The 17,178-nt window shown below is 48.5% G+C and carries 16 protein-coding genes; 6 read left to right on the forward strand and 10 right to left on the reverse strand.

Features of this window, described 5'->3' with window-relative positions; genetic code table 11:
* Nucleotides 1-25: 25 nt before the first annotated feature.
* From motB to ABU165_RS16405, 4 genes are all read right to left on the reverse strand, one after another.
* Nucleotides 26-838 carry a flagellar motor protein MotB gene (gene motB / locus ABU165_RS16390; protein WP_094769808.1) on the reverse strand — a complete coding sequence of 271 codons (813 nt, stop codon included), beginning with the start codon at nt 836-838 and terminating at the stop codon, nt 26-28.
* Nucleotides 831-1,625: a flagellar motor stator protein MotA gene (motA, locus tag ABU165_RS16395; protein ID WP_094769807.1), complete on the reverse strand. Its 795-nt coding sequence runs from the start codon at nt 1,623-1,625 to the stop codon at nt 831-833. Before motA ends, motB begins: the two co-directional genes overlap by 8 nt.
* Before the next feature lie 141 nt (nt 1,626-1,766).
* Nucleotides 1,767-2,462: a DUF421 domain-containing protein gene (locus ABU165_RS16400; RefSeq protein WP_101551183.1), complete on the reverse strand. Its 696-nt coding sequence runs from the start codon at nt 2,460-2,462 to the stop codon at nt 1,767-1,769.
* Between the two features lie 146 nt (nt 2,463-2,608).
* A complete protein-coding gene (locus tag ABU165_RS16405; protein WP_009792162.1) occupies nt 2,609-2,986 on the reverse strand; it encodes a DnaJ family domain-containing protein in 378 nt (125 codons plus the stop codon).
* A gap of 149 nt (nt 2,987-3,135) precedes the next feature.
* On the opposite strand from ABU165_RS16405, the gene ABU165_RS16410 reads away from it, so the two are divergent.
* On the forward strand, nt 3,136-4,968 hold the full coding sequence (locus ABU165_RS16410; RefSeq protein WP_009792163.1) for a solute:sodium symporter family transporter: 1,833 nt from the start codon (nt 3,136-3,138) through the stop codon (nt 4,966-4,968).
* Between the two features lie 116 nt (nt 4,969-5,084).
* Here ABU165_RS16410 and ABU165_RS16415 read toward each other — a convergent pair whose 3' ends face one another.
* The gene (locus ABU165_RS16415; RefSeq protein WP_224951416.1) at nt 5,085-5,654 is read right to left on the reverse strand and encodes a peroxiredoxin; all 570 of its coding nucleotides are present in this window, start codon (nt 5,652-5,654) and stop codon (nt 5,085-5,087) included.
* 191 nt (nt 5,655-5,845) lie between these two features.
* Here ABU165_RS16415 and ABU165_RS16420 point away from each other — a divergent pair, with 191 nt between their 5' ends.
* Nucleotides 5,846-6,004: a hypothetical protein gene (locus tag ABU165_RS16420; RefSeq protein ID WP_022543366.1), complete on the forward strand. Its 159-nt coding sequence runs from the start codon at nt 5,846-5,848 to the stop codon at nt 6,002-6,004.
* 24 nt (nt 6,005-6,028) lie between these two features.
* On the opposite strand, the gene hutH is transcribed toward ABU165_RS16420, so the two are convergent.
* The 5 genes from hutH to ABU165_RS16445 all read right to left on the reverse strand — a co-directional run bounded on the left by hutH (nt 6,029) and on the right by ABU165_RS16445 (nt 10,076).
* Nucleotides 6,029-7,516 (reverse strand): histidine ammonia-lyase, encoded by a 1,488-nt coding sequence (gene hutH / locus ABU165_RS16425; protein ID WP_101551181.1) that lies wholly within the window; start codon nt 7,514-7,516, stop codon nt 6,029-6,031.
* A gap of 718 nt (nt 7,517-8,234) precedes the next feature.
* Nucleotides 8,235-8,936: a CDP-diacylglycerol--serine O-phosphatidyltransferase gene (pssA, locus tag ABU165_RS16430; RefSeq protein WP_022543365.1), complete on the reverse strand. Its 702-nt coding sequence runs from the start codon at nt 8,934-8,936 to the stop codon at nt 8,235-8,237.
* A 229-nt stretch (nt 8,937-9,165) separates the two neighbouring features.
* Nucleotides 9,166-9,369 carry a hypothetical protein gene (locus ABU165_RS16435; RefSeq protein WP_035401818.1) on the reverse strand — a complete coding sequence of 68 codons (204 nt, stop codon included), beginning with the start codon at nt 9,367-9,369 and terminating at the stop codon, nt 9,166-9,168.
* A 4-nt stretch (nt 9,370-9,373) separates the two neighbouring features.
* A complete protein-coding gene (locus ABU165_RS16440; protein ID WP_101551179.1) occupies nt 9,374-9,538 on the reverse strand; it encodes a YvrJ family protein in 165 nt (54 codons plus the stop codon).
* Complete coding sequence (locus tag ABU165_RS16445; protein WP_101551177.1) at nt 9,531-10,076, reverse strand: sigma factor-like helix-turn-helix DNA-binding protein; 546 nt, start codon at nt 10,074-10,076, stop codon at nt 9,531-9,533. The genes ABU165_RS16440 and ABU165_RS16445 overlap by 8 nt, the downstream gene beginning before the upstream one ends.
* A gap of 283 nt (nt 10,077-10,359) precedes the next feature.
* On the opposite strand from ABU165_RS16445, the gene ABU165_RS16450 reads away from it, so the two are divergent.
* From ABU165_RS16450 to ABU165_RS16465, 4 genes are all read left to right on the forward strand, one after another.
* Nucleotides 10,360-12,456: a DNA topoisomerase III gene (locus ABU165_RS16450; protein WP_022543364.1), complete on the forward strand. Its 2,097-nt coding sequence runs from the start codon at nt 10,360-10,362 to the stop codon at nt 12,454-12,456.
* 472 nt (nt 12,457-12,928) lie between these two features.
* Entirely contained in the window at nt 12,929-14,245 is a 1,317-nt protein-coding gene (locus ABU165_RS16455) for a short-chain fatty acid transporter (protein WP_318060488.1), read from the forward strand.
* A 106-nt stretch (nt 14,246-14,351) separates the two neighbouring features.
* Entirely contained in the window at nt 14,352-15,632 is a 1,281-nt protein-coding gene (locus ABU165_RS16460; RefSeq protein WP_318060489.1) for an MDR family MFS transporter, read from the forward strand.
* Nucleotides 15,633-15,821: 189 nt separating this feature from the next.
* Nucleotides 15,822-17,054 carry an aminopeptidase gene (locus ABU165_RS16465; protein ID WP_009792177.1) on the forward strand — a complete coding sequence of 411 codons (1,233 nt, stop codon included), beginning with the start codon at nt 15,822-15,824 and terminating at the stop codon, nt 17,052-17,054.
* The last annotated feature ends 124 nt before the right edge of the window (nt 17,055-17,178 follow it).

Below are 17,178 nucleotides of genomic sequence, written 5' to 3' on the forward strand. Positions count from 1 at the left end.
AAAAACCGAACCATTTCGGCTCGGCTTATGTTCTCGGCAATATTAAAATTTCAACCCGCCTGTTTTTGTCCCGGCCTTCTTTTGTGTCATTGGAGGCGGCCGGCTGGAATTCGCCAAATCCTTTCGCACTGAAGGCCCGGGCGTCCAGGTCTTTGTTATGCAGCAGGATTTTCATGAAGTTTACGGCTCTCATGACGCTTAATTCCCAGTTGGATTCAAACTCGGAGTTTTTGATCGGCATATTGTCAGTATGGCCGCTGATGACGATACTTCGCGGGGGATCCATCACTAGCAGCTCGCCAATCTCGTCAGCGATCGTTAAATCACTTGCCCGCACCTCAGCAACTCCAGAAGCGAACAGAACGTTGTCGCGGATGGTGACGAGGAGACCCTCATCTGTCAATGAAGTCTCAAGCTTGTCTGTCAGTCCATTCTTCTGGATATAAGTCTGTACCTTCTCTTCGACTTCCTTGAGCTCCTGCTTATCGGTAAACTTCTGTATTTTGCCGTCCACCTCTATCTCATTCTGGCCTTCTTCAAAACCGCCGGCAGCAGCGGAAGTTTTCTCGACTTCCTTTTTATTCTCAGTCTCTGTTTCATCTGCAGACTGCATGGCGCCATCAGGCAGCGGGCTGGGGAAATCAAAGAAGCCTGTCCCGCCATTGAATGCTTCGTTGAATGCCTTTGAAAGAGACTGGAACTTCTGGGCATCCACTGAGCTCATGGCAAAAAGGACAATGAAAAGGGCAAGCAGGAGTGTTAGAAGATCAGCATAAGGGATCAGCCAGGACTCGTCAACATGGTCCTCATGATGTTCCTTTTTCTTCCGCTTACTCATCTGCCTTCACTTCGCTTTCTTCGAGAAATTGCTTCCTCTCTCCTGCAGGCAGGTAAGATGCCAGCTTCTGCTCGATGACGCGGGGCGCTTCTCCCTCAAGAATCGAAAGGACTCCTTCTATCATCATATATTTGAGTTTTGACTCCTGCTTTGATTTGCGCTTCAGCTTATTGGCAAACGGGTGCCAAAGTACATATCCAGTGAAAATACCAAGAAGTGTTGCTACGAAAGCTGCACTGATGGCATGCCCCAGCTTTTCGGTATCCGACATGTCATTCAAAGCTGCGATAAGTCCTACCACAGCGCCTAAAACTCCAAGTGTCGGAGCATATGTACCGGCCTGTGTGAATATTGCAGCCCCGGATTGATGCCTTTCTTCCATAGCTTCAATTTCTTCAGATAAAACATCCCTGATGTAGTCTGCACTTTGGCCATCTACTGCCAGCGACAGACCATTTTTAAGAAAAGGATCTTCAATATCATTCATCTTTCCTTCAAGAGCCAGCAGCCCTTCTTTTCTCGCCAGCTGAGCCCACTCTGAGAACATTTTAATTAGTTCTCCAGGCGCCATCTGTTTTTTCTCCTTGAATAATATGCCAAATAGCTTGGGTGTTTTTTTCAATTCACTGGATGGGAAAGCAATTGTAACCGCCGCTATAGTACCGACAATAATGATCAGGATTGCAGCTGGATTTACCAGAGCAATCGGGCCCACACCTTTCAGCACCATGCCCACACCAACTGCGATGATTGCTAATATTATACCTATTAATGATGATTTATCCATATACGTCACCTGTCTTAATAAAATGTCTATTTCTATTTATTTCGACAGGGACCCTCATTTATTTAGGACATTCCTAATATTAATCTGCAATTCTTTTACTTTTAAAATAAAATCGCCACAATAACCAGGTCCATATACCTGCTATTTGGCTGTTTCTCTTTCTTCATCATAGCCTTTGATATAAAAACCGTCCTCTTTATTCCATTCTGCATAATAAATATCTTCTGCTCTTTCGTACCCCAGCTTTTCAATTTCCGAGAGAAGCCAATCAGTGGTTTTCCCTGCAAAATTAAGATTTTCCTTTTCTATGGCTCCTTCATCGATCAGCAGAATGCTAATTTCCTTGGAAGGCGGCTTTATATCCATCATTTTAGCTGTCGGCGGCTCTATCTCAGCGGTTTTCATGACGCTGAGCGTTCCTCCTGTTTCCAGGATGGCATACTTCACATCACGAAGTGAAAACACCCCCTTGCCCCTGAGCATCGAGAGCAGCTGCTCCAGTTCCATATGGTTTTTATCCATCGCTTTAATATTAATATTGCCGTTCTCAATAAGGAGGGCAGGCTGCCCTTTAATGGGTGCCCGAAGATTATCCTTCCGCTGGACGAGAATTTCAATCGCATAGATGAGGACAGCCCAGACGGCGAAGGTGAACAGAATATGTAAAATAGAGACTTTGCTGTCGTACAAACCTTCCTCAAGAATCCCTCCAAGGACCAATGCATAAATAAAATCGAATGGAGTTGCCTGTGCCATCTCCTTTTTTCCCAGCACCCGCATGATAACCAGCAGGGATATCAGTCCCAGCAGGAGCTTGATTGCAATTGATAAATACACGGACCAACCCTCCCATTTTTATTCTATTCCAGTCAATTCCCAACTCTGAATTTCGGCAAAACATTCTAACCAAAAAGGGGAGAATTTCCTCATGCTATTCGTGCAGGGTGATTTTAAAAGAAAAAAAGCCCCTGACACAGGAGCTTTCAATCAACTAATTTATGATGAATTTTATCTTCATAGTTTTTAAATATCGAGGAGTTTGTGCTTGCCCGCCTTTTAGACATCATGCTGTTGAATTTCAGCAGCTTCTGGTTCAGCTGCTTCTGAAGATCTTTCTTTTCTGCAGGGTCCTCGCATTTTTTTATAAGATCCTCGATGGTGGCCATTTCCTGCTTCACAGCATTGTCTTCTTCTGTATAGCCTGCATTTTTCATCATTCTGTAAGCCATGCGCAAATCGTCAGGAACATGGGAGAGCTCATCATGCGGAAGCGGTTTTCCAAAGCCGGGAAGGTTTTCAAATTCGCCTTCTTTATAGCCTTTCTTGATCCGTTCTTCTGAAATGATTCCAAAAAAGTCCATCTGCGGCCTCCTTTCAATCCTTTCCTTTATTATAAATGCCTTTCTCTCTATTTGAAAGCTGATGGCATTATATCCCACTAGAGCAAAAGGTTTGAAATGTGCCATTTCAGGTTATTAAACGAACAAAAAAGAGAAAAGGAAGTGCACCTATGTTTACTGGGGGAATTGCTTTCACTTTAATATCCTGCGCCTTTTTTATGGCGATCGTTGCCTGGATTTCGTATGTGAAAACGAAAGGGGCAGTCAGCGATTCTACAGGATATTTCCTGGCAGGGAGGGGACTGACAGGGGGCTTCATCGCCGGATCGCTATTGCTGACAAACCTGTCGGCCGAGCAGCTGATTGGCCTGAATGGACAGGCCTACCGGACCAATTTGAGCAATATGGCCTGGGAAGTTACCGCTGCTTTTGCCATCATCTTCATGGCTGTTTATCTACTGCCAAAGTATTTGGGCGGAAACTTCACGACACTGCCTGAATTTTTAAGCAAGCGCTTTGATGAAGGGGTGAGGCGCTACACCGTCATCCTGTTCATGCTTGGCTATATCCTTGTTACTATTCCATCCATGCTTTATTCGGGGGCATTGGCTGTGCTGCAGCTGTTTGATGTGCCGTCCCTGTTGGGCATTACATACCAATCTTCTGTTTGGCTCGTCATCTGGATCATCGGCATCATCGGAGCCATTTACGCCATCTTCGGCGGACTGAAGGCTGTTGCTGTTTCTGATACATTAAACGGGATCGGCCTTTTAATCATCGGTATTCTGATCCCGGTTCTTGGCTTTTTCGCCCTTGGTGACGGCAATTTCTTCAGCGGCCTGAAAACCATTGCCACTGAGCATCCTGAAAAATTGAACAGCATTGGGACAAAGGAAGATTCTGTTCCATTCGGCACCATTTTTACCGGGATGATTTTTGCCAATCTCTTCTACTGGGCTTCTAATCAATATGTCATCCAGCGTACATTAGGCGCGAAAAACCTGGCTGAAGGCCAAAAGGGTGTTATGATTTCAGGCTTTTATAAGCTGCTTGTCCCTGTTTTCATGATGATTCCCGGCGTTATCGCCTTTCATCTTTACGGCAATTCGCTGAAATCAGTCGACCTTGCCTACCCAACCCTGATTTCAGATGTGATGCCCGGCTATCTGTCCGGATTTTTCCTTGCGGTCCTGCTGGGAGCCGTGTTCAGCTCCTTCAATTCATTGCTGAACAGCGCCGCCACCCTTTTTGCACTGGATATCTACAAGCCAAGGATCAATCCTAATGTGAGTGATGAAAAGCTGATCAGCATCAGCAAATGGTTCGGAACCATTCTCGCCATTGTCTCTTTATTCATCTCTCCGATGCTGATGAACGCATCTGACGGCCTTTGGGACCTGATCAGAAGATTCACTGGATTTTTCAACATACCGATCATCGCCATCGTACTCGTCGGTATTTTCTCGAAATATATCCCGGCACTGGCACCGAAAGTGGTCATCATTTTCCATGTGATAGCTTATTATATGCTCGTATGGGGCACTGACCATCTGTTTGGCTATACGGTGCCGATCCACTTTATCCATATCTATGCCATCCTGTTTGCTGTCGAAATCCTGATGATGATCATTATCGGTAAAATAAAGCCGAGAGCCTCTGCCTATCATTTCCGTGCAGATGCCCAGGTGAATATGGTTCCCTGGAAGGGCGTCATTCCGGTTTCCATCATTCTTCTCTCGCTCGTCGCTTTTACGTATATCGTCTTTTCAAAAATCGGCCTTGCTTATGAAGCTGCTGTCGTTTCCCCAGCCTTCTGGCCAGCAACAGTTGCCATCTTGATCATTGCCGGCATCTTCATCTATCTGTCCATGAAATACTGGAACAGAAAATATGCTTCCTATCTGGAAGGCCAGAACACAGAAGGCGCCACACAGGTCAAAAGAACAGGTTCAGGCTTGAACCCGCTGATTGTGAATGCCAAGCAGAGTACGGTTAAAGACTAGGCAGCCTGCGTTCCGCAGTTCATATATCAAGCTGAAAGACCCGCTTTAAGGAAGGCGGGTCTTCTTTTTTGGGATACCACTGTTCCCTGCTGCATTCCTATACCAGCAGCTCCAATTTATATTTTCCCAATCATATTCGGGTCGCTCATCATCCCCTGCTGGCCCGGCATCCAGTTGGCAGGGGTGCCTTTGCCAGTCTGTTTTGCATATTGGAGGGCCTGAAGGATGCGGACATGCTCATGGAGATTGCGGCCGATATTGCCGGGATAAATCAGTTTTGCCTGGATGATCTGCTCCGGGTTCAAGAACACAGATGCCCGGAATGATGCGCCTGAATTTTCATCAAGCACGCGGTATGCCTTGCTGATGCTGTGGGTCCGGTCGCTCAGGAGCGGGAAGGTCACATGCTTCAGGGAAGGCGATGTTTCTTTGAACACTTTGTGGGAATAGACGCTGTCCGTGCTGATGGCAAGGACTTCCACATTCATGTTCTTTACATAAGGGTAAATAGCGGCGACCGCCGCCAATTCTGTCGGTCAGACAAAGGTGAAATCACTGGGGTAAAAAAACAGCAGCACCCACTGGCCCTGGAAATCCTGCAGGCTGACCTTCTGGATTCCCTGGTCAATCACAGCATCCGCTGTAAACAGCGGGGCTGGATCCCCTTTTGAAGCTGTAAAAGGCATGGGCTGTTTGGCCAAATCCTCCGCCTGGAACGCTTCCCGCATATGCACCGCTCCTTTCTAATTTGCTATATATCAATATAGATATGCACTTCCTGCAAAAGCTGAACAAGTTTTGCGCACATATCCGGCGGCCGGGGCGGGAAAGCTACGGAAAGAACCGATTTCCACCTATGAAAGGAGACGATCTGCTTATGTCACGCGGAGAGCATTTTGACCATAAACGAAAAGGGCATCCCGGAAAATTCCCTGAGGGGACGCTAGTGGAAAGGCACTCTAAAGACGCGATTGAGGATGAAGAATTCATCGTCGTCCAGGAAGCCTTCAAAAACCGGATCGAAGAAGAAGATTAAACATAAGGGGAGGCAGTCCTCCCCTTATTTCATTATTCCTTCCTTCAGCCAGGCCGCACAATTTTCAATATCCTTTGAGAATACCCTGTCTTTTGTAATGGATGGGACGATTTCCCTTGCTTTTTCGTAGATTTTTCTTGTTTTAGGGGCCATTTTTTCAACACCCCTGAACTCGGCTGCCTGCATCGCGCAGATCAGCTCGATCGCCAGCACCCGGGTCGCATTCTGGATGATCTGCCACGCATGGCGGGATCCAATCGTCCCCATGCTTACATGATCCTCCTGGTTGGCGGAGGACGGAATAGAATCAACGCTCGCCGGATGTGCCAGCGTCTTATTTTCCGAAACCAGAGATGCCGCACTGTATTGCATGATCATCGCACCTGACTGCAGGCCAGGCTCCGGACTTAAGAAAGCAGGCAGGTCACTGAGCTGCGGATTGACGAGCCGCTCGATTCTCCTTTCCGAAATATTGGCCAGCTCCGCAACAGCAATTTTCATAAAATCCATCGCAAACGCAATCGGCTGCCCATGAAAATTCCCGCCGGAAATGACCTTTTCCCCCTCATCAAAAATCAGCGGATTATCGGTCGCCGCATTCATTTCAATCTCCAATTTTTCTTTTACATAATCGAGCGCCTGCCAGCTTGCCCCATGAACCTGGGGGATGCACCGGAGAGAATAGGCATCCTGGACACGCAGCTCACCTTGAACGGTCGTCAGCCTGCTACCGGCCAGATAATCCCTCATACGAGCGGCTGTATCTATCTGCTGCTGGTAGCCGCGGGCCTGATGGATTCTTTCATCAAATGCGTCTGTGATGCCGTTCAGGCCCTCCATCGTCATAGCAGCGATCATTTCACTTTGAAAAGCCAGCTGCTCGGCTTCCAGATAGGCGACCGCCCCCATGCTCGTCATCGCCTGGGTGCCATTGATGAGGGCAAGCCCCTCCTTCGCCTCCAGATGGAACGGCGGGAGTCCGGCAGATTCGATGGCCTCTGATGAAGGCATCCTCTTTCCTTTATAAAAAACCTCCCCCTCACCGATCAGAGCAAGAGCAAGATGGGACAATGGTGCAAGATCCCCGCTCGCCCCAAGCGACCCTTGCTGCGGAATGACAGGATGGATTTCTTCATTTAAGAAAGCCAGCAGCCTTTCAACCAGCTCCGGCCTTACACCTGAAAATCCTTTCAAAAGCGCATTAGCCCTCAGCAGCAGCATCGCCCTTGAAACAGACTCCGGAAAAGGCTCCCCCACCCCGCATGCATGGGAACGGATCAGATTCAGCTGAAGCGCCTTTACATCCTTCTGGTTAATGAGCACATCGCTGAACTTCCCAAAGCCGGTATTGATGCCATAAATGACCCTTTCTTCTTCAACAATCTTCCGGACCGCCTCATGGCTTTCCTTCACCCGCTCCATGCTCCCGGCTGATGCTGCCGCATGCTCTTTATCAAAAACAATCACCTTTACCTGTTCCAATGTCAATGTGCTGCCTGTCAATTCAATCATGATCTTTCCCCCTCAGCATATTAGCGAAATAAAGAAGAGGCTGCCATCAAACCAGGGGTTTGACATGCAGCCTCTTTCGAAAATTATAAGTTGATGTGTTTTTTCTCTTCATTGCGCATCATCCATTATGATTTATTTATTCTATTCTTCATTGTATGAATAAAATTTTTATAGTGTCAACAGATTTTTACCATATTTTAACATATTAAATTGGCAGATGATTAGCATGGTAGCGGGGTGAAGTTTTTTGGCAGCGGACTGTTTTGTGGCTTTTCGGGTGGATGAATGATTGAGTTGGTAGATTATCCGCTCAATTGATTAAATTAATCGCTAATTCGGTAGATTAATGCTCTCAATCGGTAGAATCGTTAGCTAGTTCGGTAGATTCCGCTCTCATACCATTAAAATAGCCGCAATGGAAGCACCCCACTCATAAAAATACCGCGAACCCTGGCTGCTCCCGCTCTCCAACTGGTTAAAAACCACGAATTTGCAGCCGATTTCGCGGAGTTGGTAGATTATCCGCTCAATTGGTTAAATTAATCGCTAATTCGGTAGATTAATGCTCTCAATCGGTAGATTAATTCGCTAGTTCGGTAGATTCCCCGCCTCACAGAGCTCTCTCCCTTCATCCGCACACCTCATTAACCACATTACCGGATCATCCTCCGCCTCGAAATCTCCGCCCAATCAAAAAAACCGCTTCTCAGCGGTTTTTTCAGTCGATATCCTTCTTATTTTTCCCTTTTACAAAGATATAGGCCAGATAGGCGATATACATGGGTGCTGCAATATAGATCAGGTAGGGAAATTGGCCGTATGTCCCTTTGTAGATCAGATACAGAAGGCAGCCGAGAAAGATGGTAACGATGGTTCCGTATTTCGGAAGCGGGACTTCCTTCAGGCTTGGGATCCTGATTTTCGAGACCATTAGAAAGCATAATGCGGTAAAAATGACAGTCGTGACGATATTCGGGATTTTGTCCCCGAACAGCGTGAGGAGTGCCATGATGCCTCCTGCGGCTGTGATCGGGACGCCGACGAAATAATTCATGGACGATTTTGGGGAACTGATATTGAACCTGGCGAGCCTGAATGCTCCAAAGAGCGGGAAAAGGCCAGCGATGGCAAGGCCAAGAAGGTCGAATTGATAGAAATATGTATAATACACTAAAAAGGACGGCGCCACTCCGAAAGTGACGATGTCTGCGAGCGAGTCGAGCTCTTTTCCGAGCGCGCTGTCAGCCTTCAGCATCCGGGCAAGTCTGCCGTCCATGCTGTCGAGCATCATGCCGATCAGAATGAGGATCGCCGCATTTTTGAATTGGCCGTTCGCTGCAAATCCTATAGAGAGGAAACCGCAGTACAGGTTTCCTTGAGTGACCAGATTGGGGATAGATTTCGTAAATCGTAATCGCACAGGCTTCCATCACACTCCAGCAACATAATATGTACGCCGGTGCCAGGCACTAGTCTCATGCCTGGCACCCGCAGCTTACAGCCATTATACCACTTCAATGCGGCAGGGAAGAAAAAAACCGGGTAGAAAGTTTGTCTTTCCCTTTACCCGCAGTCCTGAACGGCTAACCTCAAGCCGTTTGCAACTGGTCTATAACTGGTATAGGTGCCTGTCACCTTCTCTGCCTTCTCTACCTTCTCTCCCCTCCCTCCATCATCTCGAAAAAGCCGGGAACTTCCTCAAGTTTGTTGTCGCGGAGCTTGCGGAGGACGGCTTCGCGCAGCTCCTGCTCGAGGTCCTCCCGGTTTTCCTTGCCTGTCTGGTATAAGGATTTTTTGATTTTAGGCTCGATGGCCTTCATGATTTCCTCTATTTCCTGCTGTGACAAATTCATGCTTTCACCCTTTGTCTTTTTCAATCTGTGCGATGCTTCGGGAAATGTCCTCCATTTTCATTTTCAGCTGTTCGAACCGGTTTTCATAGCGGTGCAGCAAATACATGGTGATGGCGATGGGGAATCCAAAATTGCCGATGATCTGCAAAAGATTCAGCTGTTCAAGCATTGTATTTCCTCCTTATGGTTTCAATCGCTTTATTTTTGGTCTTTGATACTGCCTGCGGGCTGATGCCGAGCAATCTGGCTGTTTCGGCATCAGGGAGGCTGCGGACAAATGCGTAAAAGAGAATTTCCTGCTGCCTTGGTGTCAGTTCTTTGATGATTCTGGCGAGCCGGGGATCGGCTGTGTAATCTTCCAGCCTTCCGGAGGGGATTTCCATGAAAGGCTGGAGCGCCGTCTCATCTTCGAGGAGCTGTGTCAGCGGTTCTGCGCCGCTCTCTGCTTCTGCTGCAGGCCGATCCAGGGTGAGCTGATACCTGGCGCGCAATTCCCGCGCCTTCATGTCGAACTTCCTTGACTCATAATATATAGTCTTATTTAAATAAGAAACGAAGCGGATATGTCTGAAGTACCTTTTAAAGGCTGCTTCGAGCCGGGCTTTATTTTTCTCATGGGGATCATCCAGATAAGTCTCATACAGCTTTTGATGCTCTTCCTGCCTCAAAAATTCACGAACCACCAAACTTGGCTCCCTGCCTTCCATTTTGCCACCTCCATCTTTAGAACGTATGTTCTGTTTTTGGGTTAAAAAAAGGAGAACAAGCTTGCCTGTTCTATTTTATAAAGTATAAAAATGAGGAAAAAAAACAACCTGTCCTGCATTATTTTAACATCGCTGCCCCTTTTTTATAAGGGTCTTTGGTGCCAGGCACTGATATTTACTGTATATCCTTTTTATCGGGTTCCCATTCCGTTTTGTCCATTACAATTTTTCCTGCGTTTCCGTTATACTTATAGAGGAAGCACAGATTTGAAAGGAGCTTTACATGAAATCACTCGTACTTGCGGAAAAACCGAGCGTGGCCCGGGAGATTGCCCGTGTGCTCGGCTGTACGCAGACACATAAATCTTATATAGAAGGAAATAAATACATTGTCACTTGGGCGCTCGGCCATCTGGTTGAGCTGAAAATGCCTGAGAATTATGATACAAAATTCAAGCATTGGAACCTGGAAGACCTGCCGATCATCCCTGACCGGATGGGGCTAAAGGTCATGAAGCAGACGAGCCACCAGTTCCGGGCCATCGACACGCTTTCCAAGCGGAAGGACATCAATGAAATCATCATCGCGACTGATGCCGGACGTGAAGGTGAGCTGGTAGCCCGCTGGATTCTTGAGAAGATTTATTGGAAAAAGCAGGTCAAGCGCCTGTGGATCTCCTCTGTCACAGACCGTGCGATTAAAGAAGGCTTTCAAAGCCTGAAGCCCGGGGATCAGTTCCTCGCCCTTTACGATTCAGCGGTATGCCGTGCTGAAGCCGACTGGCTGATCGGTTTGAATGTGACACGTGCCTTGACGACGAAATATAATGACCCGCTGTCTGCCGGGCGTGTACAGACACCGACGCTTGCCCTGATCATGGAAAGGGAGAAAATGATCCAATCCTTCACCCCGAAGGAATACTGGACGATTTCCGCCCAGGTTGGGCCGTTTAAGGCAGACTGGGAAAAGAACGGCGAGAAAAGGACTTTTTCTAAAGAAACAGCCGAAGCCATCGTTGCAAAAACCGATTCAGCAAAAGCCGTAATCCAGTCTATCAGCCGCAAGGAAAAAAGCGAGCAGCAGCCGCTTCCTTATGATCTGACCGAGCTGCAGCGGGATGCCAATAAGCGCTTCGGTTTTTCGGCGAAAAAGACATCCAATGTCCTGCAGCGATTGTATGAGCAATACAAGCTCGTCACCTATCCAAGGACAGATTCCCGCTACCTGACAAAGGATATGGAAGCAACGATGCTGGACCGCCTCCATGGAATCGCCTCAGGCTACAGGGATGAAGTGAAGCCGCTACTGGCCAAAAAAGGGAAGGTCCTTGCCAAGCGCGTGTTCAACAATGAAAAGGTGACCGATCACCATGCCATCATCCCGACCGAGGAGCGCCTTCATCTGAGCGACCTGGACAGTGATGAGAAAAAGCTGTACGACATCATTGTCCGCCGCTTCCTGGCCCTTTTCCATGAGCCGTACAAATATGAAACCATTCAAGCTTCCTTTGATCTGAACGGCGAAATCTTTTCAACAAGAGAAACCGCCGTCATTGAAGAAGGCTTCCGGCAGGTGACAGGCAAGGGAGAAGAAAAGGAATTGAAGCTGAATCTCTCTTCCCTCTCAAAAGGCCAGACCCTGACGGTAAAATCAGTTTCTTCCGAGCAAAAACTGACTGAGCCGCCTGGTCGCTATACCGAGGCCGATATTTTATCCCAAATGGAGAAATACAGCCTCGGGACACCGGCAACAAGGGCAGAGATCATTGAACGCCTGCTTACGACCGAAGCAGTTGAACGCCAGAACGGCGGACGCCTCCACCCTACAGGGAAGGGCAAGCAGCTGATGGACCTTGTGAACGAGGATCTTAAATCACCTGAGCTCACAGCCAAATGGGAGCAGGAGCTTGAAGCGATCGCGCGCGGAAAAGCGAGCCCGAAGGAATTCCTGAAAAAGATCCGCCAGCAGACACAGCAGCTGGTATCCGAAATCAAGACGAGCGATAAATCGTACAGAGCCCATAATCTGACCGGCTCAAAATGCCCGGAATGCGGCTCCTTCCTGAAAGAGCGCAATACGAAAGACGGCAAAGTGCTCGTCTGCTCTGACATGGAATGCAGCTACCGGAAGCGCAAGGATCCGAAGCTATCCAACCGCCGCTGCCCGCAGTGCCATAAAAAAATGGAGATCCACAACGGCAAGGCCGGCACCTACTTCCAGTGCCGCCCGTGCAATGTTGTAGAGAAGGCGCAGGATAAAAAGAAAGCTGTCAACAAGCGGGAAGAACGCAAGCTTGTGCAGAAATACAGCAAAAACGAAGAATCCTTCGGAACCAGCCTCGGCGATCTGCTGAAAGCGGCCATGAAGGACGAAGATTGATAACAGGACCCCGGCCGGCAGCGGCTGGGGTCTTTTTATAGGCTGAAGGCTGAGACTGCAGGCACGTTCCCGACTCCCCTTGCTTCCCGGAACAGGCAGTTTTGGCGTCACATAAGAATTTATCATGCCCCTCCGAAGCTTTCGGAGGGGGGTTCCGAGAGATTTATAAATAAGCGGACAGGTTCCGAAAGAGGTTCCGAATGCCTCGGAAGGCTTTTGCCCGAAAGGCCATTCGTTCAGAGGGAGGCTGCGAAACTTTCGGAAGGCGCCATAGCACTAGAGAGTGCCTGGCACCTTCAAAAGACACTTTCCCTCTATTTGTCCATTTGCCGTGCCTGACATACTCTTCGCACCATCTGTTGCCTGATAAGACTTTGTTATCTCTCCCTCTCCTTCCCCCGTTCAAGACTTTTAACGAATATTTCCATCTCTTCGTCCATAGTCATCTACTAATTATGGAAGGAGTGATGAGATGCTGACAAAACTGGCAGATCGTTTTTCGAGACTGGTAGAAAGGTATTTGCCGGATGCTTTTGTCATTGCTGTGCTGATGACTTTAGCTGTTTTTGCTGCCGGTTTCCTGATGAAGCCGCAGGAGCCGATGGAGCTTGTTAAGTCTTTCGGAGATGGGTTCTGGGTGTATCTGGCGTTTACGATGCAGATGGTACTGCTGCTCATGACGGGAATGGCGCTTGCTTCGGTGCCTTTTGTACAGAGACTGCTTGCGGCACTTTCTTCAAAAGCGCAAACAGCAGGCCAGGCTTATATTCTGACTTTCCTTGTGTCTGCGGCTGCTTATTATGTGAACTGGGGACTGGCGGTTGTTGTAGGTGCCATTATGGCGAGGGAAGTCGGCAGGCGAAACCAGAATGCCCATTTTCCTTTGCTAGTTGCTGCTGCCTATGCGCCGACCGTACTGTATACAGCCGGCCTGTCCAGCTCTATCGGGCTGACTGTAGCGACGAAGGACCACTTTCTTGAAGATTTGACTGGGGTAATCCCGACGTCAGAAACTATTTTTCACCCTGGCACCATCGCGATTTTTCTCGTGCTGCTGGCAACGATTCCGCTCTTCATTTATTTCATGGCCCCTAAAAAAGGGATTCTACCTTATAAGCCGGCAGACGAGGCAAAGACTGAAAAAAGCAGGATAGCTCCTGAAGAAAGCACCCCTGCTTCCTCTCTTGAAAAAACAAGAATATTAGGAAGTCTGATTGGAATCATCGGGCTCGGATATCTGGTTTATGAATTTTGGAATGGCCGGGACATTGACTTGAATCTGATCAATATTGCCTTTTTATCACTCGGGCTCCTTTTCCATGGCTCCCTTACCAGTTATGCTGCTGCCTTCAAGGATGCTGCAGGGGCTATATCGCCCATCATTCTGCAGTTCCCATTTTATGCAGGGATCATAAGCATGCTCGGCAGTTCCGGAATCGCCGAATCTATGATTAACGGCATGGCTTCCATAGCAGGCAAGGATACCTTTGACATTTTCACCTACTGGTCAGCAGGCCTTGTGAATATTCTTGCCCCTTCAGGCGGTGGCCAATGGGCGCTTCAGGGTCCACTGCAGGTTCCGGCAGGGCTCCAGCTCGGAGTTGACCCCGCAGTCACTGCTATGGCTGTCGGCTGGGGAGATGCCTGGACTAATTTGATCCAGCCTTTCTGGGCACTCCCGATCCTGAGCGTGGTCGGCCTGCATATCCGCCATATTATGGGCTATTGCATCCTCCTCGCCATCTGGGTTGGAGCTGTTACAACCATCATGCTGTTCTTTGTCTATTAAAGTCCTCACCCTCTCTTCAAAAGAAAATTCAGCACTCATGCACCTGTCATTTTTTTCAAAAAGGTAGTATGATAGCGATATTGACCAGAGAAGTGAGGATTTCAGCATGAGAATCAGAGATTGGGATTTTAATCTGAAGGTGCGCCTGTTCGGCGAATCTTTGATGAATATTACGTTTTGGATGTTTTTTCCGTTTTTGACGATTTATTTTGCGGAGGCGTTCGGCAAGGATAAGGCCGGCCTTCTGCTTATTTTATCGCAGGTGTTTTCTGTATTGGCGAACCTGATGGGCGGCTATTGCGCCGACCGTTTCGGCAGGAAGACGATGATGGTGCTGTCGGCCTTCGGGCAGGGGATCTGCTTTATCCTGTTTGCCATTGCCAGCTCCCCTGCCATCGAATCCTATTGGCTCGGCTTTATCTGCTTCACCTTTGTCGGAGTGTTCGGCGCCTTCTACTGGCCGGCAAGCCAGGCGATGGTGGCCGACGTGGTCGAGGAAAAGCACCGCAGCGATGTGTTTGCGATCTTTTATACTTCCATCAATATTGCGGTGGTTGTCGGGCCGATCCTTGGGGCGCTCTTTTATGTGCAGTACCGCTCACAGCTCCTCTTGATCGCGGGCATTGTCTGCATCCTGCTCGCATTGGTTCTGGCGAAATGGACGCGCGAAACGGTTCCGGAGAATACAGCTGTCGCAGGGGAAAATGATAAATGGTACAGCTTCCTTGGGGCCCAGGTGAAGGATTACGGCATCATTTTCAGGGACAGGACCTTCCTGCTTTTTATCATCGCAGGCGTCCTTGCTGCCCAGACATTCATGCAGCTGGACCTGCTGATCCCTGTTTATACGAAAGAGGCCGTCGACAACCAGTCCCTCTTCAGCATCGGAAACTGGTCGTTCACTGTCCACGGCGAGCAGGCCTTTGGCGTCCTGCTCTCGGAAAATGGATTCCTGGTGGCATTGTTCACAGTCGCTGTCACTAGATATGCAGCCAAATTTAAAGAGCGGAATGTATTTGTCACCTCTTCCCTTTTCTACGCTGCCAGCATTATTATGTTCGGGCAGACGCAGTGGATCTGGGGCCTGATCATTGCCATGGCCATCTTTACTTTAGGAGAGCTGATGGCGGTCGGGCTTCAGCAGAGCTTTGTGTCGCGCATCGCCCCGGAGCATATGAGGGGCCAGTATTTTGCAGCAGCCAGCCTTCGTTTTACCGTCGGGAAGACCATCGCTCCCATATCGATTCCACTGACCGTCTGGATCGGCTATGACTGGACCTTTGCCATTCTCGCGGTGCTTGCAGTGATAAGCGCATTTCTTTATTGGCTCATGTTTGCCTTATATGAAAAGCAGGAAAAACACCCTGCCAGACAAAACTCGATTTAAGGCCGGCGATAAGCCGGCTTTTTCATTTTTAAAATAACCTGATGGGAGGTATCCCGGTGCTCCCATTGCAGGTTCGTATTAGGGGGCCTTGCATTTTTCCCGTGAAAAAGGAATCAGGCCAAACTGTTTCTTTTTCACGCAGAAACCGATAAAATGTAGAAGAAGATTCTGAAAAAGGAGATACATAATATGAGCCAATTCCTGCAAAATCTCGAAAAATATGCCGAGCTGGCAGTCAAGGTCGGCGTCAATGTCCAGGAGGGCCAGACGCTTGTAATCAACGCAGCACTTGATGCAGCAGAGTTTGTACGCCTTGCCGTTAAAAAAGCCTATGAAACAGGAGCAGCCAATGTGGTGGTCAACTGGTCTGATGATACAGTGACACGCCTGAAGTATGATCTAGCGCCTGAGGAATCTTTTACAGAGTATCCTGAGTTCCGCGCCAAGGAAATGGAAGACCTCGCAGAGAAGGGCGCTGCGTTCATGTCAATCGTATCTGCAAGCCCTGACCTGCTCAAAGGGGTCAAATCCGAGCGGATCGCCAATTTCCAAAAAGCAGCCGGGAAAGCGCTGAGCAAATACCGCCGCTACGCACAGTCTGATAAGGTAAGCTGGACGGTCATCGCTGTCCCATCTGAAGGCTGGGCAGACAAAGTATTCGCAGACGATCCTAAGGAAAGCCGCGTGGAAAAACTTTGGGATGCGATTTTTAAAGCAACGCGCGCAGACCTTGAAGATCCTGTGCAGGCATGGAAGGATCATGACGCTTCCCTGCATGAAAAAGTCGATTACCTGAACAGCAAAGGCTTCAAAAAGCTGCATTATACAGCGCCAGGCACTGATTTGACCATCGAGCTTCCTGAGAAGCATCTGTGGGTCGGGGCAGGCAGCGTAAATGAAAAAGGCCATGAATTCATGGCTAATATGCCGACTGAGGAAGTCTTTACCGTTCCGCTTAAAACCGGTGTCAATGGGCATGTTTCCAGCACAAAGCCACTCAGCTATGGCGGCAATATCATTGATAACTTCACGATTACCTTTGAAAACGGGCGCATTGTGGATGTGAAGGCTGAAGAAGGCGAAGAGATCCTGAAGCAGCTTGTTGAGACAGATGAAGGCTCCCATTACCTTGGAGAAGTAGCCCTTGTGCCGTTCAACTCGCCGATCTCACAGTCCAATCTGCTTTTCTACAACACTTTGTTTGACGAAAATGCCTCTAATCACCTGGCAATCGGAAGCGCTTATGCATTCTGCATCGAGGGCGGCAAAAAAATGTCCTCTGAAGAGCTTGCTGAAAATGGCCTGAACGAAAGCCTTACACATGTCGACTTCATGATCGGCTCAGCCGAAATGGATATTGACGGCATCAAGGAAGACGGACAGTCAGAGCCTGTTTTCCGCAAAGGCGACTGGGCATTTTAATTGATATAACAAAAGGAAGCTGCGGGCCATTTAGGCCTGCAGCTTTTGCTGTTAACGACGTTCAAATTGACAGGCCCCTCCAGCTGATCCACCCCAACAATCACGTTCTTGGTTGCCCTGTATC

It is taken from the genome of Cytobacillus sp. T106 (genome assembly GCF_040492155.1).
In the GTDB taxonomy this organism is placed as follows: Bacteria; Bacillota; Bacilli; order Bacillales; family Cytobacillaceae; genus Bacillus_AB; species Bacillus_AB infantis.